Origin of the sequence: Archangium violaceum, assembly GCF_016887565.1 — a bacterium.
Classification (GTDB): domain Bacteria; phylum Myxococcota; class Myxococcia; order Myxococcales; family Myxococcaceae; genus Archangium; species Archangium violaceum_B.
In genome coordinates this window covers 3,460,543-3,482,183 of sequence record NZ_CP069396.1, presented here as the reverse complement: position 1 = coordinate 3,482,183, position 21,641 = coordinate 3,460,543, and the positions used below count along the sequence as shown (strand labels likewise).

Below are 21,641 nucleotides of genomic sequence, written 5' to 3'. Positions count from 1 at the left end.
CTCCCATCCCCACCGTGAGCTGAATGTCATCGTGAGCTGCTTCGCCCAGGGGGAGGTCGTGTCGCTCCAGATTCCTGGCTACAACGACTTTCTGCGAATCCATCAGGGGCGCCAGTACACCGTATTGCGCGTCCGAGAGGCACGCACGGGCAGGTCGCGGATCATCAAGGCGGTCCAGCCCGGGCCGCACGCCGCTCACGCCACCGCCACGCTCCGCCACGAGCACGAGATGTTGAGTGGGCTGGACGTTCCAGGGGTGGTGAGGCCCATCTCGCTGGAGGAGGTGGCCGGAGTCCTGGCGCTCGTCCTGGAGGACGCCGGCCCGGTGGATCTGGAACAGCACCTGGGGCAGAAGCCGCTGGAGACCGGGCTCTTCCTGGAGCTGGCCATCCAGGTCACGGACATCATCCTGGAGCTTCACCAGCGCAACATCATCCACCGGGACATCAACCCGTCCAACCTCGTGGTGCGGCCCGACACCCGGCAGCTCACGATGATCGACTTCGGCACCGCGACGAAGGCCACGGGACTCGTTGGTGCGTCCGAGGGGACCCTGGCGTACATCGCGCCCGAGCAGACGGGGAGGATGAACCGGCTGGTGGACCACCGGGCCGACCTGTACGCCCTGGGGGCCACCCTCTACGAGATGCTCACCGGCGTCCCCCCGTTCGTCTCGGCGGACCCTGTCGAGCTCATCCACGCCCACCTGGCCAGATCACCTGTTCCCCCGGAGCAACTGCACCCCTCCATCCCCAAGGTCCTCTCCGACATCGTCCTCAAGCTGCTGGCGAAGATGCCAGAGGAGCGCTACCAGAGCGCCGAGTCCCTCGAGGTGGACCTGCGCGGAGCCTGGCGCAGTTGGAAGGACACGGGTGCCATCGCGCCCTTCGCGCTCGCCTGGCACGACCGGGCGCGCGAGCTCGTCATCTCCGACAAGCTCTACGGGCGCCAGCACGAGTTGGCCGCGCTGCGCCGTGCCGTGACACGCGTCCGCTCGGGTCCCAGTGAGGTCGTGCTCATCACGGGCGATGCCGGCTCCGGCAAGTCCTCGCTCGTCCACGAGCTGCGCAGGCGGCTCGAGGGCAGAGTGCGGTTCCTCTTCGGCAAGTTCGACCCACTCCATGGTCACGTGCCTCATGCCTCCCTGGTGGAGGCGCTGGGCGGACTCGTCCGGGGCCTGCTCCAGGAGCCACCCGACGCCGTCCTCTCCTGGCGCGGGCGCCTGCGGGAGACGCTCGGTTCCCATGCCGGCATCATGACCCGCTTCATTCCGGAGCTGGCGCGCCTCCTCGGGGAACCACCTCGCCCGGCGTCCCTGGGCGGCACCGTGACGGAGAGTCGTTTCCAGCTCGCGTTTCAGGCCTTCCTCCAGGTCTTCGCCACCCGAGAAAGTCCCCTCGTCCTCTTCTTGGATGACCTGCAATGGGCGGACATGGGCTCGCTCCAGCTGATCCAGAGCCTGGCCACGGCACCGGACCTCCACCATGTGCTGCTCCTCGGTGCCTATCGTTCCAAGGAAGTGGGGCCGGACCATCGCCTGCTCCAGACCGTCGGAGCGATGCACGTCGCGGGCGCGGCCCTCCGCACTCTGGAGGTCCCCCCACTGGACTGCCACGCGCTCACCCGGCTCTGTCGCGACACCCTGCACGAGGCTTCCCATCAAGTCGAACCCCTGGCGGAGCTGCTGTTACGCAAGACGGCGGGCAATCCCTTCTTCGTCAAGAGGCTCCTGCGGTTCCTCCACCAGTCCGGGCTCCTGACCTTCGATGCCGATCAGGGGAGGTGGAGCTGGGACCTGGAACGCATCGCGCGGGTGGAAGTCACCGAGAACGTCATCGAACTGATGCTGCCGGCCATCCGCCGGCTCCCCGAGCTCACCCAGCGGCTGCTCGAGATGGCCTCCTGCTTCCGGGGCCGCGTGGACCTCTGGTTGCTGTCCGCCGTGGCGGGGAGGTCCGTCGAGGACGCGGCCGGAGCACTCTGGAGCGCCATCCAGGAAGGGCTCCTCGTGCCCGCCAGCCAGGGTCCCCGCTTCGCGAGAGGGGAGCGTCAGGCTTCGGAGAGCCCCGCGGCACGAACCGCCACCTACCGCTTCGTGCACGACCGCATCCGGCAGGAGGTGTACTCGTTGCTCCCCGAGGAGGAGAAACGCCACATCCACCGCGAGGTGGGGAGCCGGCTGTTGGAAGGCGTCTCCGAGCAGGAGCTCGACGAGCGGATCTTCGAGGTGGTCGATCACTTCGACATGGGTCTGGAGTCGCTCGAAGGACTGGGGCCAGCCGAGCGCCTCCGGCTCGCCGAGTTGTACTGCCGGGCCGGCGGCAAGGCCGTGGCGACCTCGGCGTTCAACTCCGCGCTCGTCTACCTGCGGCATGGCCTGGAGCTCCTCCCGGGGGAGGCATGGCGGTCACGCCATGAGCTGGCACTCCTGCTCCATCGGCAAGCGGCGGAGTGTGCACACCTCACCGGGGCTCATGCTCTCGCCGAGGCGTTCATCCGGGACGCACTGCCCCACGTCTCCTCGGACCGCGAGAAGGTGGACCTCTACGAGACCCACGTCATCGCCTACACCATCTCCCGGAACTTCCAGGAGGCGCTGCGGTGGGGGAAGGAGGGGCTGCGATTGATGGGGCAGGAGCTACCGGAGCGGGAGCTCGAACGGGCGATCGCGGAGGAGTTCGCCGCGGTGAACGGATTGCTGCGGGACCGCACCCGGGAGGAGCTCCTGGCGGCCCCTTCCATACAGGATCCGCGGCTCCTCACCCTCATGCGGTTCATGTCGAGCGTCGTCATGGCCGCATGGTTCTCCGACCAGCTCCGGTTGTTCTCCTTCTTCCAGGCACGGATGCTCCACCTCTCATTGGAGCACGGCCACAGCCCCTACTCCGCGCACGCCTACGTGGCCTACGCGATGACCCTCGGGGTGTCCACGGGCGACTACGACACCGGGATGATGCTCGGCGAGCTCGGGGTGGAGCTGAGCCGGCGCTACGCGGATCCGAGACAGGAGTCCCGGTGCCTGACCACGTTCGCCGGGAGCGTGACGTACTGGCGGGTGCCGTACCGGACCAACCTCCCGCTGCTGCGAAGGGCCACCGCCGCCGGGCTGGAGGGCAATGAGTTCATGTTCGCCGGCTTTGCCGCCACACAGGTGGTGGAGGTCCTGTTCGCCATGGGCGCCGAGCTCTCTCGCACACACGCTGAATGCGAGGCCAGCCTGGTGTTCATCCAGAAGCTGGGTCACCGGGACATGAGAGGCATCCTCCTCGCCTACCGCCAGGCCATCCGGTGCCTCCAGGAGCGAACCCAGCAGAGAGCGCGCTACGAGGATGACACGTTCTCCGAGAACGAATACCTCGACTCCATCCGCGAGAGCCCCCTGGTTCTCTGCGAGTACCAGATTCTGCGCGTCCAGACGTCCTACCTGCTGGGTGACATCGCCGATGCCCTGGAGATGTCTCGCGCCGCGGGCGCGGCCCTCCACCTCGTGAAGCCCCTGCTCCCCTCGATCGACTACACCTTCTACACGGCGCTGACGCTCGCGGCGTGCTACCCCGAGCCCTCCTCCGAGAAAGACTCCCTCCGGGCCCAGCTCGGGGAGCACCTGCGCCTTCTGGACTCCTGGGCCCGGGGCTGCCCGGAGAACTTCCGCCACAAGCATCAGCTGGTCGCCGCCGAGCTCGCGCGCATCGAGGGCCGCCAGAGCGAGGCCATGCGTCTGTACGACGCGGCCATCGACTCCGCTCACCAGAACGAGTTCCCCCAGGACGAGGCCCTCGCTCACGATCTGGCGGGCCGGTACTACCACTCCCTCGGCCATCGCCGCATCGCCGCCCTCTACCTCCGCGCCGCCGTGAAGGGGTTCGCTCGTTGGGGCGCCAAGGCCAAGGCGTCCGCGCTCGAAGAGGAGTTCCCGGAGCTCGCCCTGGGCGAGGCCCTGCCCTGGAAGACCCCCACCACGCGTGACGATGAGGAAGCGCGCGGCGCCAGGCTCGACCTGCTCAGCATCCTCAAGGCCGCGGAGACCCTCTCCGGAGAAGTGGTCCTCGACCGACTCCTGGAGAAGCTCATGACGGTGTGTCTCGAGGTCGCCGGCGCTCAGTGCGGCGCCCTCCTCCTTCATGAGGATGACTCCCTCTTCGTTCGAGCCCACGGCTCCACCTCCGAGCCCGTCACCCTCGAGCGCACTCCCCTCCGTTCCTCCCCGCACGTTCCCTCCTCCATGGTGGCCCAGGCCTACGAGTCCGGAGACGCCGTCATCCTCGCCGATGCCCGCAGGAGCCCCTTCTCCTCCGACCCCTACGTCGCCTCCCACGCCCTCAAGTCCGCCCTCGCCGTTCCCATCCGCCGTCAGGCCTCCTCCGCGGGCGTGCTCTATCTGGAGAACAACCTCGCCACCCGCGCCTTCGCTCCCGACCGGGTCCGGGTCCTCCAGCTCCTCTCCTCGCAGATGGCCATCTCCCTGGAGAACAGCCTCCTGTTCGGAAGGCTCCACGTGGAGATAGAGGAGCGCCGCCGGGCCGAGCGCGCCGTGCGCTTCCTCGCCGAGTCCTCCGTGGTCCTGGCCGAGTCCCTCCACTACGAGACGACCCTGCGCCGCGTCGCCCGCCTCGCCGTTCCCTTCCTCGCCGACTGCTGCCTGGTGCTCGTGCTGGAGAGACCCCAGACGCTCCATTGCGTCGCCGTCGCCTGTGCCAGCCCAGCCAAGGAGGCGCTCCTGCACGAGTCTCAGCGGAGACATCCTCCCCGATGGGACTCGGGGCTGCCGGGGGTGGTGGCCGTGCGCACGGGTGAGCCGCAGGTCCTCCCCGAGGTTTCCGACGAGCTGCTTCGGGCCTTCAGCGAGGATGAGCAGCACCTCGAGGTGATGCGTTCCTTCGACATCCGGTCCGTCATGGCCGTGCCGCTCATCGCCCAGGACAAGAGCATCGGCTCCATCAGCCTCTTCCGCGTGACCCCCGAGTGCCGCTACGGGCCCGCCGATCTCGCCCTCGCCCAGGAGCTGGCCCGCCGCGCCGCCCTCTCCATCGACAACGCCCGGCTGTATCGCGAAGCCCAGGAGGCCATCCGCCTGCGCGACGAGTTCCTCTCCATCGCCTCCCACGAGCTGTACACCCCCATCACCTCGCTCAAGCTGTCCATGCAGGGCCTGGAGCGCGCCAGCTCCTCGGCTCGCCCCGAGGTCATCTCCCGCGCCTTCCAGAATGCCCGGCTCCAGATACGCCGCCTCACCCGCCTCATCGACGAGCTCCTCTCCGTCTCCCGTCTCCAGGCGGGCCAGGTCCATCTCCAACTCGAGGAAGTCGATCTCGCCGCCATCACCCGCGATGTCGCCGAGCACTTCCGTGAAGAGTCCACCCGCTCCCGCTCACCCCTCCTCATCCAGGCCACTCCGCCCGTCGTAGGCCGCTGGGACAGGGGGCGCCTCGAGCAGGTCATCGCCAACCTTCTGGCCAACGCTATCAAGTTCGGCAACCACAAGCCCGTCGAGCTCTCCGTCACCTCCGACAATGGCATCGCGCACCTCACCGTACGGGACCAGGGCATCGGCATCGCGCCGGACAGACTTCCCCATGTCTTCGAGCGCTTCGTGCGCGCGGTCTCCGTGCGCGAGTACGGCGGGCTTGGCCTCGGTCTCTACATCGCTCACGAGATCGTCTCGGCCCTGGGTGGCGCCATCCATGTCGACAGCACTCCAGGCGTGGGCACCTGCTTCACCGTCCTGCTCCCGCGCTCCGGTCCCCCCATTTCCACACTCGATGTCCAGCAGGTTGTCGGGCACGCTTGACGCTTGCCCATCCCCTCAGGTGTGGACCCGCCGGCGCGGCACCCCGCGCACCGCGAGCGCACCGGCCATGATGGAGATGCCCCTGGAGAGGATCTCCGCGCCCACCACGATGCCCAGCGCCCACAGCGAGGAGGCGGGCAGTCGCGCGAAGATGATGACACCTGCCACAGCGCGAGGGCCGGATGGCGGACGGAGGAGAGGACCTTCGGCATGCACATAGGGTGACCCTGCTGGAGCGCCGCGGGTAGCGCGTGCTCCCCTGTCCGGCGTCCCTCACCGGGAGCGCCACGGTGGACGTGGAGCGCTCTCCCGGCTGGCTCGTGGCGAGGCAGCTACCGCCCCGGAGACCACGAGGTCGAAGCGCCCCTGCTGGAGGCCTCGATGGTGACGGGATTGGTGAAGTTCACCGGCTCGACCACTCCTTTGGGTTCAGCGGGTGCCCGCGTCAGGCAACGCCATGTCCCTTCGTCGGAGCTCGGGCTGGCCCCCGCGGGAGTCGCGGGTGCAGTCAGGGGTCAACATCCAACCCGCTGAGAGGATGAGAAAGGCCGTGAGGGAAAGCACTTGAGCGAGCCATGTGGCACACCCGCGGAGCACTTCTTCGAGCCACGATTCGATTGACCCTCAAATATCCCGCCGCTAGGTAGGGGGCCTTTTCGAAATACCGAGCCTCCCCACCTGATCGCGAGCCCCCACGTGGCCGGTGTGCGCCCTGGCTCCGTTTCACCCTCACCCGTCACAGTCCAGGTCCTGGACCGTCCAGAAACGCTCCATGCACTCCGCTCGAAACCGGACGCCCTTCTTCTCCACCCTCGCCCTCGTTTCCGTTCTGGGGAGCGCGGCCTGCAAGCCACCCGAAGCGCCTCCTCCGGCCGCTCCTCCAGCCGTGGAGGTGGGAACGATCACGGTGCAACTCTCGAGCATTCCGGTGCTCGATGAATTGCCGGGGCGCATCACTCCGACACGAAGCGCCGAGGTGCGTCCGCGCGTGTCCGGCATCATCGTCGAGCGCGTCTTCCGGCAGGGTGGCAGCGTGAAGGCGGGGGACGTGCTCTTCAAGCTCGACGCGTCGATGTACGAGGTCGAACGTGCCAGCGCGAGGGCCGTGTTGGCGAAAGCCGAGGTGACGGCCACGGAGGCCCGCCAGCAGGCGGAACGAGGCGAAAAGCTCCTGGCCAGCGGCGTCATCACGCAGGAGCAGTACGAGACGCTCCAGGCGGCGCTCCGACGTGCGGAGGCCGATGTGACGGCGGCCCGGGCGGCAGTGCGCCGCGCGGAGCTCAACCTGGAGTACACGACGATCCGGGCGCCCATCGGAGGAAGGATCGGCCGGGCCCTGGTGACGGAAGGCGCGCTCGTGCGCGAGGGAGATCCCACGGCGCTCGCGCTCATCCAGCAGCTCGATCCGGTCTACGTGGACTTCACCCAGCCCGCGATGGAACTGCACCGTCTGCGCCAGGCGTTCAAGGACGGGCGGATCCAGAACAGCACCCCCGAGCAGGCGAACGTCCAGCTGGTGCTCGACGATGGCTCCCGCTATTCGAAGCCGGGGCGGCTGCTCTTCTCGGACGTGACGGTGGATCCCGGCAGCGGCCAGGTGACGGTGCGCGGTGAGTTCCCCAATCCAGACGCCGAGCTTCTTCCTGGCATGTATGTGCGAGGACGGATCGAACAGGGCACCCTGAGCGAGGCGCTCGCCGTGCCCCAGCAGGCCATCCAGCGGGATAACGCGGGCAAGTCCCAGGTCTTCGTTGTCGCGGGCAACGGCACCGCCGAGGTGCGCCCGGTGCGGATCTCCCGCGTCTACCAGGAGCAGGCGGTGATCCAGGAAGGCCTGAAGGCAGGCGATCAGGTCATCGTCGAGGGCTTCCAGAAGATCGCCGCGGGCGCACCGGTCAAGCCGGTGACCTGGACCGCGCCTGGAGCCGGCATCAACCCCTCCCAGCCTCGATAGGGCCCACCGCCATGCCTCGTTTCTTCATCGACAGGCCCATCTTCGCCTGGGTCATCGCGCTGTTCATCATCATGGGGGGCGTGCTCGCCATCCCCAACCTGCCGGTGGCGCAGTACCCCAACGTGGCGCCGCCGCAGATCACCATCTCGACCTTCTATCCGGGCGCGTCGCCCGAGGACCTCTACCAGAGCGTCACGCGCATCATCGAGGAGGAGCTCAACGGCACGAAGTCGTTGCTCTACTTCGAGTCGACCAGCGAGGCGACGGGAGCGGTCTCCATCACCGCGACGTTCGCGCCGGGGACGGACCCCGCCCTGGCCGCCGTGGATCTCCAGAACCGGGTCAAACGGGTCGAGCCGCGGTTGCCGCTCGCCGTGTCGCAGCAGGGCCTTCAGATCGAGGAAGCGGCCAGTGGCTTCCTCTTGATGGTGACGTTGAGCTCCACCGACGACTCCTTCGACGAGATCGGCCTGGGGGATTACCTCTCGCGCAACGTGCTCAATGAGTTGCGGCGCATCCCGGGCGTGGGCCGGGCGCAGCTCTTCTCCTTCGAGCGCGCCATGCGCATCTGGGTGGATCCGAACAAGCTGATGGGACTGGGCCTCACCTCCCAGGACGTGACGAACGCCATTCGCGCGCAGAACGCCCAGGTCGCGGCGGGCTCACTCGGCGCGCAACCCGGACCGGCGACACAGAAGGTCGCGGCGACCGTGCTGGTGAAGGGCCAGTTGACCTCGCCGGAGGAGTTCGGCGCCATCGTGCTTCGCGCGAACGCGGATGGTTCCTCCGTGCGCCTGCGGGACGTGGCCCGCGTGGAGCTGGGCGGGCAGAGCTATTCCATGTCCTCACGCCTCAATGGGCAGCCGAGCGCGGCGATCGGTGTCCAGTTGTCCCCCACGGGCAATGCCCTCGCGACCTCGACGGCGGTCCGAGCGAAGATGGAAGAGCTGGCCCGGTTCTTCCCTGCGGGCGTCGCGTACGACATTCCCTATGACACGGCCCCGTTCGTGGGGGTGTCCATCGAGAAGGTCCTCCACACGCTCGCCGAGGCGGTGCTCCTGGTCTTCCTGGTGATGTTCCTGTTCCTCCAGAACATCCGCTACACGCTCATCCCCACCATCATCGTCCCCATCGCCCTGCTCGGCACCTGCGCGGTGATGTTCGCGATGGGCTTCTCCATCAACGTGCTGACCATGTTCGCCATGGTGCTCGCGATCGGCATCCTCGTGGACGACGCCATCGTGGTGATCGAGAACGTGGAGCGCATCATGAGCGAGGAGGGCCTGTCTCCGCGTGAAGCCACGCAGAAGGCCATGAAACAGATTACCGGAGCCGTCATCGGCATCACGCTCGTGCTCAGCGCCGTGTTCGTCCCCATGGCCTTCTTTCCCGGCTCCGTCGGCGTCATCTACAAGCAGTTCTCCCTGACGATGGTGGTGTCCATCCTGTTCTCGGCGCTGCTCGCCCTGTCCCTGACGCCAGCGCTCTGCGCGACATTCCTGAAGCCCGTCACCCGAGGGCATACGCACGCGAGCACCGGGTTCTTCGGCTGGTTCAACCGCGGCTTCGAGCGCACGTCCCACGCCTATCGTGGACTCGTGGGCCGCACCCTGCACCGGGCCGGCCGGTTCATGCTCATCTACGCCGCGGTGTTCGCGGCCCTCGGCTGGCTGTTCGTCCAGCTCCCCTCGTCCTTCATCCCGAGCGAGGATCAGGGCTACATCATCCTCGGAGTACAGGCGCCGCCGGAGGCCACGGTCAACCGGACGCTGGACGCGGTGGTCCAGATGGAGAAGACGCTGATGGCCGAGCCGGGCGTTGACCGGGTCGTGGCCATCCTGGGCTTCAGCTTCTCCGGCCAGGGACAGAATGCGGCCTTGAGCTTCGCGACGCTGAAGCCCTGGGATGAGCGGGGGGCCGAGAACAGCGCGGAGGCCATCGCCGCGCGGGCGAATGGAGCGCTATCGGCGGTGCGGGATGCCTTCATCTTCGCGCTCTCTCCTCCACCCATCGAAGGACTGGGAAACACAGGCGGCTTCTCCTTCCGGCTGGAAGACCGGGCGGGAATGGGACAGGAGGCGCTCGCCGCCGCGAGGGAGCAACTGCTGGCGGCCGCCGCCCGGAGTTCCGTCCTCTCCGGCGTGATGTTCGAGGGTCTGGCGAACGCGCCGCAGGTCCAGCTCCGCATCGATCGAGAGAAGGCCAGCGCGCTCGGGCTCACGTTCGCCGAAATCAACGAAACCCTCTCCACCAACCTGGGGTCGGCCTACTCCAATGACTTTCCCAACGCGGGCCGGATGCAGCGGGTGATCGTCCAGGCGGAGGGAAGCCGGCGCATGCAGACGGAGGATCTCCTCGCACTCACCGTGCGCAACCGCCAGGGCACCCTGGTGCCCCTCTCCGCCTTCGCCTCGGTGGACTGGCGGGTGGGGTCCTCCCAGGTCGTCGGTTACAACGGCTACCCCGCCGTCCGCATCAGCGGAAACGCGGCTCCCGGCCATTCGAGCGGTGAAGCCCTCCAGGAGATGGAGCGCCTGGCGAGCCAGCTTCCGCGAGGGTTTGGTTTCGACTGGAGCGGGCAATCCCTGCAGGAAATCCAGTCGGGCTCGCAGGCTCCGTTCCTGATCGCACTGTCCATGCTGTTCGTGTTCCTGTGCCTGGCCGCCCTCTATGAGAGCTGGTCCATTCCCCTGGCCGTGTTGCTCGTCGTTCCCCTGGGAGTGCTCGGCTCGGTGCTGGCCGTCATGCTCCGGGGAATGAGCAACGATGTCTATTTCAAGGTCGGACTCATCACGATCATCGGTTTGTCGGCGAAGAACGCCATTCTGATCATCGAGTTCGCCAAGGAGCTCCGGGAGCAGGGCAAACCGCTCCTGGACGCGGCGCTCGAGGCCGCGCAGCTGCGCTTCCGTCCCATCCTCATGACCTCGCTCGCCTTCACGCTGGGCGTGGTCCCACTCGCCATCGCGAGTGGGCCCGGAGCCGCCAGCCAGCGAGCGATTGGCACGGGAGTGCTCGGGGGAATGCTGTCCGCCACGGTGCTCGCGGTGCTCTTCGTGCCGGTCTTCTACGTCTTCATCATGCGGCTGCTCAGCCCGAGGCCCGCGGAAACCGGAGCGGCGCGTTTCCCAGAAGCCACGAATTGAACGGGAACTCGGTCCAACCGCCTCCCGGCGGAGCGCTACACGGAGCTGCTGGCGGCGCGGGCCATCAGCCAACAGGAGTACGAGAACGTCACCGCGGCGCACAAGGTGTCCCTCGCGGACATCGCCGCGGCCAAGGTCGCTGTGCAGACGGCGCAGCTCAACCTGGGCCACAGGACGCACCTCGCTCAAGCCGCGCGCCAGCGCCTGAGGCCCCTCACACTTCTTGACAGGACGCGGCAATGGATTTAACACGTACTGAAAATGATAATGCGTATCAATTTCATATCCGAGCGCCTGACCGGAGGCGCTGAGGCTCCCGCTGGAGCACCGCCCCCCATTTCCCCCACGGCAGAAAGGCAGTTCCCATGAAGCATCCTGTTTCCTTCCTCCCCTCGAGACTCTCTTCCGCGATGCTTGCCTTCGCCCTGCTCTCCGGTTGTGGTGACACGCAGGGCCCGGACGACCCGGGCAACGGCGATACCAGGCCGCTGTACGCCATCACCACGCAGCTGTTCTCCTCGGACCCGATGGAGAGCTACGTCATCGTGACGGACCGCGCGGAGCAGACCGCGACGCTCTCGCTGGACAACGCCATCAAGGTTCCCGGCCGCGCGCTCGGCGTGGGCATTCGCAAGTCTGGCTCGCTCTATGTGGTGAGTGACGAGAGCGCGACGATCACCCGCTACAACCTGACGAGCAGCGGAGGCCTGGAGCAGGCGGGAACCCTGAGCCTCGAGGGCCAGGGCATCTCGTCGCTCGGGGAGTACCAGAACAACTTCCAGTTCATCTCGGCGACCAAGGCGTACTACTTCGACGGGACCACCGCCCAGCTCGTCATCTGGAATCCCACCGAGATGACGGTCACGAAGACCCTTCCCCTCGACGCGCTGAACATCCCGGGCACGATCCTGTCCTTCTCGGGGGCGATCGTGCACCTCGACAACCAGCTCATCATGCCCGTGGGCTGGCGTCCGGTCTCGGGATTGGGGATCACCAGGAAGGCGGGCGTCGTCTCCGTCGACACACGGACGGATGAGCCCACCATCGCGATGGATGACCGGTGCGGCTACACGCACGATGCCGCCGTCGGCCCCGATGGCAAGGTCTACATCGCGACGGAGGCGTACGGCGCCGCGGTGTACCGGGTGGAGGGAGAGAACACGCCGGAGCCGTGCCTGCTCAAGTTCGATCCCCAGACGCGCACCTTCGATCCCTCCTTCTACGAGGAGCTCGGCTCGCTTGTGGGTGGAGGCACCGCGGGTGCGCTCATCCCCGGCCCTCAGGGAACGGCGTACGTGCGCGTGCTCGATGAGAGCATCGCCCCCGTGAAAGCGGGCACCCACCCCCGTACCGTGGCGAGCGGAACCGGTTGGCAGTGGTGGCAGTTGAAGCTCGACACTCTGAGCGCGACGCGGAGGACCGATTTCCCGTCCACCACGGGCAGTGTCTTCCTCTTCGAGTCGCAGAATCAGACCCTCTACTCCGAATTCGGGGCGGGCAGCGCGTCGACGACCCTGCACGTGCTGGGCGAGAGCGGCAGACCCACCGTGACCACGGAAGGGCTCTCCTTCTCCTTCCTCCAGCTGCGCTAGAGCACCCGCGTTTTCGAGAACATCCCGTGGCTCCCCTCGCTCCTGATGGGCAGGACCCGTTCAGGTGGGGGGAGCCATTCCCGCTTTAACAACACGGCGGGAGAGCCACGTCACCGGGGCACGCCCACCTTGTATGGGGAGCGTTCACTCCCCCTCATGTCAGACGGGTCGCGTATAGGACCTGGACACGTACCGCTCGAGGCCCAGGAGGGCCCCCTCGTCCGTGGCCTTCGCCGACTCCACTTCACCTCGTCAGGGTGAAGCCCTCGTAGCCCCGGGCCGCGACGGCATCACACTTCTGCCTGTATGCCCCGACACCACCGACATAGGGCATGAAGACACGTGGCTTGCCTGGGATGTTCGCCCCGATATACCAGGAGTCCGCCAGGGGAAAGAGCGTGCGCTCCACCAGCTCCCTGGCGTGTGCAACCCACCCGTCCTCCGCTTCGACGGTCGCCTCGATTCGCTCGAGACGGTGCTCCCTCAAATAGGTGATGCAGTCCGTGAGCCAGTCCACGTGCTGCTCGATGGATACGAGCGTATTGCTGAACACGGAGGGACTGCCGGGACCGGTGATGGTGAACAGGTTCGGGAAGCCAGCGATGGCGAGGCCAAGGTACGTGCGTGGGCCGTCGGCCCACTTCTGCTTCAGTGTCGCGTTGCCTCGCCCACGGATGTCGATGTTGAGCAAGGCGCCCGTCATGGCATCGAAGCCCGTCGCGAACACGATGATGTCCAGCGCGTACTCCGCGCTCCGGGTCCGAAGTCCCTTGGGAGTGAGCTCCTCTATAGGCGACGTCTTTACGTCGACCAGGGTGACGTTGTCCCGATTGAAGGTCTCATAATAGTGGGTGTCGACGCACAGGCGCCTGGTGCCCAGGGGATAGGTCCTGGGCAGCAGGGCCTCGGCGACGGCCGGGTCGCGGACCGTTGCTCGGATCCGGGCTCGAACGAACTCGGCGGCGGTTTCATTGGACTCCCGGCGGATCCTCAGGTCCGAGAACGCGCCGAGAAATCCGGTGCCGCCCTTCTTCCATCGGGCCGTGTACTCGCGCTCCCGCTCCTCGGGCGACACGTCCAGCGCGGACTTCTCGTTGACGTCCATGACGACCCCGGCTCGCGACTCGCGGGCCTTGCGCCGGTATTCGGCGTAGTTCGCCTTCATCCACGACTCATAGGCCGGGTCGATGGGCGCATTGCGCGCGGGGACGCTGAAGCTCGGGGTCCGCTGGAAGACGAAGAGGTGGGCCGCCTGCTCGGCGACGATGGGGATGACCTGGACGCCGGACGAGCTCGTACCGATGACACCGACGCGTTGGCCGGTGAAGTCGACGGCTTCGTGCGGCCATCTGCCCGTGTGGTACCACCTGCCCTTGAAGCTCTCGAGCCCCTTGAAGTCCGGCACCTTCGCCGCGGACAGGCAACCCGTCGCCATGATGCAGAACCTGGCGGACACGCTGGCTCCGTCATCCGTCTGGATCGCCCACCGGTTCGTCGCCTCGTCGAAGACAGCGGCGGTCACTCGCGTGTCGAACTGGATGTCCCGGCGGAGCTCGAACCTGTCCGCGACGTGGTTGATGTAGCGCAGGATCTCCGGCTGGGTGGCGTACCGCTCGGTCCACTTCCACTCCTGCTCGAGCTCGCGCGAGAACGAGTAGGAGTAGTCCAGGCTCTCGATATCGCAGCGCGCCCCCGGGTAGCGGTTGAAGAACCACGTACCACCGACCCCACTGCCCGCCTCGTAGACCCGCACCGATAGACCGAGCTGGCGCAGGCGGTAGAGCATGTACAAGCCCGCGAACCCGGCCCCGACGATGACGGCGTCGACGTTGCTGGCGGGCTTCGCGCCGCCCTCCGGACGATTCGACTGAAAGTCAGACATGCATTCGCCTCCATGTAAGCGACGTGGCCTGGCTCGCAACGCCTAGCATGCCCCTCTGACATCCCGAACGAACTCCCAAAACCTGAGCAGACATGAAAAACCAGGAACCCTTGACCCCAGACTAGTTGAAGCTTAAAACAAACACACGGTCGCGCAGCCGGGCCGAGGAGCACCCGAGCGCATCCGGGTGCGGCTGTGGAAGTGTATGTTTTTCCATGCATCATCCACCTGTTCAGTCTCGGAGGTTCGAATGAAAAACCTGATTCGTCAGCTCGCCCAGGATCAGCTCTGGAACCAGTGGGTCGCGGCCAACTCGGCCGGTACGCCGGTTGTCGATGCCGGTTGCATCTCCGGGCCGGCTGTCTCCGTGAAGGCCGGCTGTATCTCGAGGGGGGCTACCCCCGTGAAGGCCGGCTGCATCTCCAAGACCGGCTGCATCAGCTGATAGGGTAGTCCGGGTCGCGAGCGAGGTGGAAAGCGCCTCGTTCCCGTGGTTTCCCGCCTCGCTCGCGCCCACTCCGAAGGGCTGATGCAACGCTTCTCATTGGTCCGTTCAACTCCCCTCCCCCACACAACCGATGGACGCCCGAAGACAGACTCTCGTTGAGATGATCGAGCAGGTCAGGGACATCCCCATCTATCATCAGTCGATCGAGCAGGGTTTCTTCCCGATTCTGGAGAAGCCTGAGATCGCCAGGGGCTTCCCGGACAATTGGATGACCCCGAGGCTTGCTGAGGCATTGAAGGTGGGCGAGGCGGAGTTCGTGCTCTCGACCGGAACCAATCACGCACGGATGCAGATCATCCGCCCTCCTTTCTTCCTGTTGAAGTCCTACTACCAGCTGTGGAGCGAGCATCCCGACATCGCCATCACCTGGCAGCAGAACTGTCAGCGTGTCTCGATCACCACCGTGCTGGCGACCGAGCACGTGGCTCGACTCAACGCGAGGAAGCGCGGCGCCGAGGCCCAGGCACTTCCAAGCCTCGAGGAGCGTCGACTCGACTCGCGCACGCTCTACCTCAATCTGCGGCTCGATCCGGCGCTCTGGGAGCGTGACGAGGTGGAGCGCATGCTCGATGAGATGACCGTCGTCCAGCAGGCGCATCCGCAGGGCGCGTATCACCTCGACTGCGACAGCTACCACCTCGCGCATCTGGTGCGGAAGGCCCGGGACTGGGGCTCATGGCAGCGCTTTCCAAAACCGGCCAGCATCATTCACGCCTACGAGTACACGCCGAAGAACGTGCAGCGGTTCTTGCGGCAACATTTCGACTGCCCGATCATCGACCTGTTTGGCAGCACCGAGCTGGGGTATCTGTATTACAGCGATCGCCACGGACGGTACTGGCCCTACCTCGACAAGATGCACCTGGAGCTGATCCCCGTCGAAAAGGACAGCACGATCTACAGCATCATCGTCTCGAGCCTGCGCAACCCCTACATGCCACTGATTCGCTATCGCTCCGGCGATTGCGCCGAGACGGTCGATGGCTCCCCCGACCCGCTTCGGATTCGCCGGTTCTGCGGGAGGGAGCGGGAGCTGTTGCGGCTCGAGCACGGGGGGGTGATCTCCCAGGCGGATCTCGATGACTGGATCGCCGACGCCACACCCTCCATCTTCCTCTATCAGCTCCACCTGAGGACGCCGCGACAGGCACGATTGCTGTACACCACCTTCGACAACAGGCCCATCGAGCCGACCGTGGCGCGCGAGCTGCGACAAAGAAGCCTGGAGGTCGCCGGTCTCGAATGCGAACTCGAACATCGCGAGCACATCGCGATCGGCAAGTCCGGGAAGTACGCCTGGCTGGTGCGGGAATCCGAGATGACAGGACAAGGTGGCGCATGAATTCCAATCCATCCAAGGTGACGACCGACGCGCTCAGGGCATTGCTCGATGACGCGCTCTTCTCCGGCGTCGTGCGGCACTTCGTGCGGACCACCGGCGAGGAGCCCACGTACGTCGAGCGGCAGGTCATCGAGTGCCTGAAGTACCTGTACCTGATCTCGCGCCATCCGGAGCGGCTGGCCGGGCTGTTCCTGCCCGTGGAGCAGGCGCTCGATGAGGTCTGGCACTATCTGATCTTGCAGACCCGGGAGTATCGGCAGCTGTGCGAGGAGCGTCTTCCGGGACGCTTCTTCATCCATCACCGCAGCCTGCCGTACGAGGACTACCAGCGGAGCCAGCCTGGCCGGGAGCAGATGCTCGAGGAGGCCCTGCGCTGGCTGCCACTGTATCGCGACGAGTTCGGTCCCTTCGACGAGGGCGCACTCCCCCACTGGACGATGGTGCGCTTCCTCCACCAGCAGCTGGGCCTTTCCCTGGCTGGTATCGCGGAGCTCGAAGCGGAAGACCTGGACGCACAACCCGCTGCGGAGCACGTTCGGTGATCCTCCGAGCTCCGCGGGCCGCCCCCGCCACATCCATCAACACGCGGGTCCTGCTGCTGTGTCAGGTCGTGGGGCTCGCCAGCGCGGTTTCGATCCAGTTCGTCGGCAGCCTGGTGGGTAAGTGGCTCGCGGTGGATATACGGCTCGCGACCCTGCCGGTGGCCGTGATGGTGCTGTCCTCGGCGCTGGGCACCTGGCCCGCCAGCCAGCTGATGCGCCACTTCGGACGCAAACGCTGCTTCATCGCCTCGGCGCTGCTGGCCGCCGGCTGCCTGGCGCTCGCCGCACGAGCGGTGCACCGGTTCGATTTCTGGCTGTTCTGCGCAGCCGTCTTCGGTGTCGGTCTGCACGGCTCCTTCGTGCAGCAGTATCGTTTCGCGATCCTCGAGGGGCAGCAGAGCAGCAGGGCCCCGCGCCTGCTGACCCTGATCCAACTCGCCAGCGCCGTGGGCATCTTTCCCGGCATCTCGCTCTTCGGCCTGCTGGAGGGAAGGACGTCCGATTATGTGCCCCGGGTCCTGCTGATCCTGGCCTTGCTCCAGGTCCTGGCCGCGCTCTCGTTGCTGCTGTACCGACCGCAAGGCGCGTTCGTCACCGAGGTTTCCGCCACGCCCGACGCACGCGCTCGCGCGTTGTATTGGCCGATGGTGGCCATGGGCGCCGGTGCCTTCCTGGTGATGAGCCTGCTCATGGTACCCACGCCCTTGCAGATGTGTGGCTTCGAGCAATACATGATTCAGGAGGCGAGCTGGGTGATACAGGTGCACCTGCTGAGCATGTACCTGCCCTCGCTGTCGATCAGCGCCATTCTGAAAAGAGTGTCGATCGCATGGTTGCAGGGATTGGGGCTGCTCTTCCTGCTCGTGGGGTTCCTGATCAGCTGGGTTCCCGGCATGGGAGGGCACATGCTCGGACTGGCGCTGGTCGGTGTGGGCTGGTGTTTCGTGTTCGTGACCGCGACGACCCTGGTGGCGCGCAGTCGCTCGGGTCCCGAGCGCTTTCGTGCACAGGGACTCAATGACCTGTGCGTCTTCGCCGCCAGCGGCGCGGCGTCACTGACGTCCGGGGCCCTCCTGTCGGCGCTGGGGTGGAGCGGTTTGCTGAACCTCGGCCTGCTGCTGGTCCTGGGTTTGATGGCACTCGCCTGGCACGTCCATCGCACCGCCACACCGTGAGCGAACGCTTGTGGAGCACCTGGGCTTGCCCTCGGCAGGCATCCCCCAAGTCCCAGGAGAAACCCATACAAGACGTACCGCGGGACGCACCACGGAACCTTCCTGGGCGTGGCGCCGACCGGCCGGAAGATTCGACCGGCCTGGCTCTCCCGATCGTGCACCCCAAGCCGGAGGAGTGACCGAAGAACCACCCGAGCAAGTGGATTACCGACGCCGCCGTCATCGAACGGCACCGCGGCAATCCCTGAGTGGAATCCGGTCTGCCACGCACTCAACCATCGCGCGGCCGTCGCCGTTCTTCCGCTTGTCACGCGCGGTAAAACTGCTCATGGTGGCGTGATGCCCAGGATGACGCGGGATCATCGTGCCTTGCATGGAGCGGAGAGGCCCACTCCCCACATCCGGGGCCCCACCAAGAACTGAGAGGGAAGGGGTTGGCCTCCCTCGCTCCCACCCACACCTCGAACGATGCCGCTTCTTGCTCTCTTGATCATCCCCGTGGTCTCCGGCGCCATCGCGGCGCTGCTGCCCACGAGTGCCCGCAACCGCGCCGCCGGGCTCGCGGGCCTCACCGCCCTGGTGGGGCTGGTGGGGGTGGCGCTCCATTTCCCGAGAGTCCAAGGGGGAGGCCTGTTGGTCGAGCGTCTCCCGTGGGTGCCCTCGCTGGGGCTCGAGCTGGTGCTGAGGCTCGATGGCCTCTCATGGACGTTCTGCATGCTCGTCCTCGGCATCGGCGCGCTGGTGATGCTGTATGCGCGGTACTACCTCTCGCCGTCGGATCCCGTGCCAAGGTTCTTCGCATTCCTCCTGGCCTTCATGGGCGCGATGCTGGGGGTGGTCCTCGCGGGAAACCTGCTGCTGCTGGCGTTCTTCTGGGAGCTGACCTCCCTCTTCTCGTTCCTGCTCATCGGCTATTGGAACCAACGCAAGGACGCCCAGCGCGGGGCCCGGATGGCGCTCACGGTCACCGGGATGGGGGGGCTGTGCCTCCTCGCCGGGCTGCTGGTGCTCGGCGAGATGGCAGGCAGCTACGAATTGGAGGTCGTCCTCGGGAGCTCCGAGCGACTCGAGGCCCACCCGCTCTACCTGGTGGCCCTCTGCCTCATCCTCCTCGGCGCGTTCACCAAGAGCGCCCAGTTTCCCTTCCATTTCTGGCTCCCGAACGCGATGGCGGCACCGACGCCGGTGTCGGCGTATCTGCACTCGGCGACCATGGTGAAGCTGGGCGTGTTCCTGCTGGCGCGCCTGTGGCCGGTGCTGTCGGGGACGGAGAGCTGGTTCTGGCTCGTCGGGTCCGCTGGGCTCGTCACGCTGCTGTTCGGCGCGTGGGCGGCGCTGTTCCAGCGCGACCTGAAGGGGCTGCTCGCATACTCCACCATCTCGCATCTCGGGTTGGTGATGCTGCTGCTCGGGCTCAACAGCCCGCTCGCGGCGGTGGCGGCGGTGTTTCACCTCATGAACCACGCGGCGTTCAAGGCCTCGCTGTTCATGGCGGTGGGGATCATCGATCATGAGACGGGGACGCGGGACATCCGGCGGCTGTCGGGGCTCTTCCGCCAGATGCCCATCACCGGGACGCTCGCGGTCGTAGCCACGGCGGCGATGGCGGGAGTCCCGCTGCTCAATGGCTTCCTGTCGAAGGAGATGTTCTTCGCGGAGACGGTCTTCGTCGACGCCATTCCCGCCGTCCAGTGGGGCCTGCCGATCGCGGCGACCCTGGCGGGCATGGGGAGCGTCGCCTACTCGCTCCGGTTCGCGGCGAAGGTGTTCTTCGGACCCGCCAGCGCGCGGGACACTCCGCGCGTCCCGGAGGAGCCGCCCAAGTGGATGCGCGTCCCCGTGGAGGTGCTGGTCCTCATGTGCCTGGTCGTGGGCATCGCGCCAGCCGTGTCGATCGGGCCCCTGCTCGATGCCGCGGCCCGGCAGGTCGTGGGTGGACCCCCCCCAGCGTACAGCCTCAAGATATGGCATGGATTCACTCCTCCGCTGCTGATGAGCGCGCTGGCGCTCGGCGGTGGCGGAGTGTTGTACCGGGTGGCCCAGCGGCTGGAGGCCGTGCGAGAGCGCCTCGGTGGTCGCATCCTGGCGCGGTTGGATGGTGCGAGGCTCTTCGCGTCACTGCTGACGCGGCTCACCCTCTTGAGCAGATGGACCCGTCGCTGGCTGCTCACCACGGGACTTCAGCGGCAGCTGTTGGCGATGGTGGTGGTCACGCTGAGCGTGGGCGTCCTGGCGCTGTGGGGTGGCATTGGCAAGGGGGAGCGTCCACTGGTGCCTCTCTCGCCGACGTTCATCGCGTTGTGGAGTATCGGAGGTGTGGCGGCGTTGGGGGCCGCATGGCAGGCGAAGTTCCACCGGCTCGCCGCGCTCATGCTGTCGGGGACCGCGGGCGCGGTGAGCTGCGTCACGTTCATCTGGTTCTCCGCGCCGGACCTCGCGCTCACCCAGCTCACCGTCGAAGTGGTGACGACACTGCTCATCCTGCTCGGGCTCCGATGGCTTCCGCCGCGAGAGCCGACCCGCGGCGTGTACGATGCGCACACCGCGAGGGTTGCCAAGGGCCGGCGAGCCCGCGACTTCATCATCGCGGTGAGTGCCGGCAGTGGAATGGCGATCCTGGCATACGCGGTGATGACGCGAGACTTCCCCGAGCGCACCTCGTTCTTCCTCGAGAACTCGCTGAGTGGCGGAGGCGGGCGGAACGTGGTGAACGTGATGCTGGTGGACTTCCGCGGGTTCGACACCTTCGGGGAGGGCGTGGTGCTGTCGCTCGTCGCGCTCACCGTCTACGCGCTCCTGCGGCGCTTCCGGCCGGCGACCGAGGTCATGGCGCTTCCTCCGCAGCAGCAGGTACTCCCGGCGGACTTGCAGACGGATCTGGTGAACCCGCGCATGGCGCGGGACACCGCGGTGGGGTACCTGATGGTGCCGGCGGTGCTGGTTCGCCTGCTCCTGCCCGTGACGGGTGTGGTGGCGGCGTTCTTCTTCCTGCGTGGGCACAACGCGCCCGGCGGCGGCTTCGTGGCGGGGCTGGTGATGTCGGTGGGCTTCCTGCTCCAGTACATCGTTTCCGGAACCGCTTGGGTCGAGGAGCGCCTGCGCCTCGCGCCGCGTGCGCTGATCGGGATCGGGCTCCTGCTGGTCCTCGGCACGGCCGCGGGGGCATTCGTGGTCGGCTATCCGCTGCTCACCTCGCACACCCTCCACCTGAGCGCTCCGGTACTGGGAGAGCTCCACATCGGGAGCGCGATGTTTTTCGATCTGGGCGTGTTCTGTCTGGTGCTGGGCTCCACGTTGCTCATCCTCGTGGCGCTCGCTCACCAGTCGATCCGCGCGCACCGGGCCTCGGGAGGTGAATGATGGAAGTGGTACTCGCGATCGCCATCGGAGTGTTGACCGGCTCTGGCGTGTGGCTCCTTCTGCGGCCCCGCACGTTCCAGCTCGTCGTCGGCCTGTCGCTCATCTCCTACGCCGTCAACCTCTTCATCTTCAGCATCGGAGGCCTGGCCATCGACAAGGAGCCCATCCTCGTCGATGGCGTCCCGCGGGATCTCGTGCACTACACTGACCCGGTACCCCAGGCGCTCGTGCTGACCGCCATCGTCATCAGCTTCGCGATGACGGCGCTCCTCCTGGTCGTCATCCTGGCCTCGCGCGGGATGACGGGGACCGATCACGTGGACGGCACCGAGGCATGACGGCGCTCGCTCAA

At 66.7% G+C, this 21,641-nt stretch carries 12 protein-coding genes; 10 read left to right on the top strand and 2 right to left on the bottom strand.

Going from position 1 to position 21,641, the window contains the following annotated elements:
• The first annotated feature begins 31 nt into the window (after positions 1-31).
• Positions 32-5,788 carry an AAA family ATPase gene (locus JRI60_RS14515; RefSeq protein WP_204226423.1) on the top strand — a complete coding sequence of 1,919 codons (5,757 nt, stop codon included), beginning with the start codon at positions 32-34 and terminating at the stop codon, positions 5,786-5,788.
• Between the two features lie 15 nt (positions 5,789-5,803).
• Here the strand turns inward: JRI60_RS14515 and JRI60_RS14510 are convergent, their stop codons facing one another.
• Entirely contained in the window at positions 5,804-5,956 is a 153-nt protein-coding gene (locus JRI60_RS14510) for a hypothetical protein (protein ID WP_204226422.1), read from the bottom strand.
• A 604-nt stretch (positions 5,957-6,560) separates the two neighbouring features.
• Between JRI60_RS14510 and JRI60_RS14505 the strand changes: the two genes are divergently transcribed.
• The 3 genes from JRI60_RS14505 to JRI60_RS14495 all read left to right on the top strand — a co-directional run bounded on the left by JRI60_RS14505 (position 6,561) and on the right by JRI60_RS14495 (position 12,480).
• Complete coding sequence (locus tag JRI60_RS14505) at positions 6,561-7,742, top strand: efflux RND transporter periplasmic adaptor subunit (RefSeq protein WP_204226421.1); 1,182 nt, start codon at positions 6,561-6,563, stop codon at positions 7,740-7,742.
• A gap of 11 nt (positions 7,743-7,753) precedes the next feature.
• A complete protein-coding gene (locus JRI60_RS14500; RefSeq protein WP_204226420.1) occupies positions 7,754-10,888 on the top strand; it encodes an efflux RND transporter permease subunit in 3,135 nt (1,044 codons plus the stop codon).
• A gap of 410 nt (positions 10,889-11,298) precedes the next feature.
• Positions 11,299-12,480 (top strand): MxcI protein, encoded by a 1,182-nt coding sequence (locus JRI60_RS14495; protein ID WP_239470527.1) that lies wholly within the window; start codon positions 11,299-11,301, stop codon positions 12,478-12,480.
• A 244-nt stretch (positions 12,481-12,724) separates the two neighbouring features.
• Here the strand turns inward: JRI60_RS14495 and JRI60_RS14490 are convergent, their stop codons facing one another.
• The gene (locus JRI60_RS14490; RefSeq protein ID WP_204226418.1) at positions 12,725-14,362 is read right to left on the bottom strand and encodes a flavin-containing monooxygenase; all 1,638 of its coding nucleotides are present in this window, start codon (positions 14,360-14,362) and stop codon (positions 12,725-12,727) included.
• A 250-nt stretch (positions 14,363-14,612) separates the two neighbouring features.
• On the opposite strand from JRI60_RS14490, the gene JRI60_RS14485 reads away from it, so the two are divergent.
• The 6 genes from JRI60_RS14485 (at position 14,613) to JRI60_RS14460 (ending at position 21,627) form a co-directional block, all read left to right on the top strand.
• Positions 14,613-14,807, top strand: a complete 195-nt coding sequence (locus JRI60_RS14485; protein WP_204226417.1) for a hypothetical protein — start codon at positions 14,613-14,615, stop codon at positions 14,805-14,807.
• Positions 14,808-14,970: 163 nt separating this feature from the next.
• On the top strand, positions 14,971-16,212 hold the full coding sequence (locus JRI60_RS14480) for a hypothetical protein (protein WP_239470526.1): 1,242 nt from the start codon (positions 14,971-14,973) through the stop codon (positions 16,210-16,212).
• Entirely contained in the window at positions 16,209-16,754 is a 546-nt protein-coding gene (locus JRI60_RS14475; RefSeq protein WP_204226415.1) for a glycine-rich domain-containing protein, read from the top strand. The genes JRI60_RS14480 and JRI60_RS14475 overlap by 4 nt, the downstream gene beginning before the upstream one ends.
• Complete coding sequence (locus JRI60_RS14470) at positions 16,751-17,929, top strand: MFS transporter (RefSeq protein ID WP_204226414.1); 1,179 nt, start codon at positions 16,751-16,753, stop codon at positions 17,927-17,929. The genes JRI60_RS14475 and JRI60_RS14470 overlap by 4 nt, the downstream gene beginning before the upstream one ends.
• Positions 17,930-18,415: 486 nt before the next feature.
• The gene (locus tag JRI60_RS14465; RefSeq protein ID WP_239470525.1) at positions 18,416-21,289 is read left to right on the top strand and encodes a monovalent cation/H+ antiporter subunit A; all 2,874 of its coding nucleotides are present in this window, start codon (positions 18,416-18,418) and stop codon (positions 21,287-21,289) included.
• Positions 21,289-21,627: a Na+/H+ antiporter subunit C gene (locus tag JRI60_RS14460; RefSeq protein ID WP_204226412.1), complete on the top strand. Its 339-nt coding sequence runs from the start codon at positions 21,289-21,291 to the stop codon at positions 21,625-21,627. Before JRI60_RS14465 ends, JRI60_RS14460 begins: the two co-directional genes overlap by 1 nt.
• Positions 21,628-21,641: the final 14 nt, after the last annotated feature.

Excerpts from the sequence above, each read along its gene's own strand:
- JRI60_RS14500 (WP_204226420.1), top strand. The coding sequence starts at position 7,754 with ATGCCTCGTTTCTTCATCGACAGGCCCATCTTCGCCTGGGTCATCGCG.
- JRI60_RS14475 (WP_204226415.1), top strand. The coding sequence starts at position 16,209 with ATGAATTCCAATCCATCCAAGGTGACGACCGACGCGCTCAGGGCATTG.
- JRI60_RS14460 (WP_204226412.1), top strand. The coding sequence starts at position 21,289 with ATGGAAGTGGTACTCGCGATCGCCATCGGAGTGTTGACCGGCTCTGGC.
- JRI60_RS14490 (WP_204226418.1), bottom strand. The coding sequence starts at position 14,362 with ATGTCTGACTTTCAGTCGAATCGTCCGGAGGGCGGCGCGAAGCCCGCC.
- JRI60_RS14505 (WP_204226421.1), top strand. The coding sequence starts at position 6,561 with ATGCACTCCGCTCGAAACCGGACGCCCTTCTTCTCCACCCTCGCCCTC.
- JRI60_RS14485 (WP_204226417.1), top strand. The coding sequence starts at position 14,613 with ATGAAAAACCTGATTCGTCAGCTCGCCCAGGATCAGCTCTGGAACCAG.
- JRI60_RS14495 (WP_239470527.1), top strand. The coding sequence starts at position 11,299 with ATGCTTGCCTTCGCCCTGCTCTCCGGTTGTGGTGACACGCAGGGCCCG.
- JRI60_RS14480 (WP_239470526.1), top strand. The coding sequence starts at position 14,971 with ATGATCGAGCAGGTCAGGGACATCCCCATCTATCATCAGTCGATCGAG.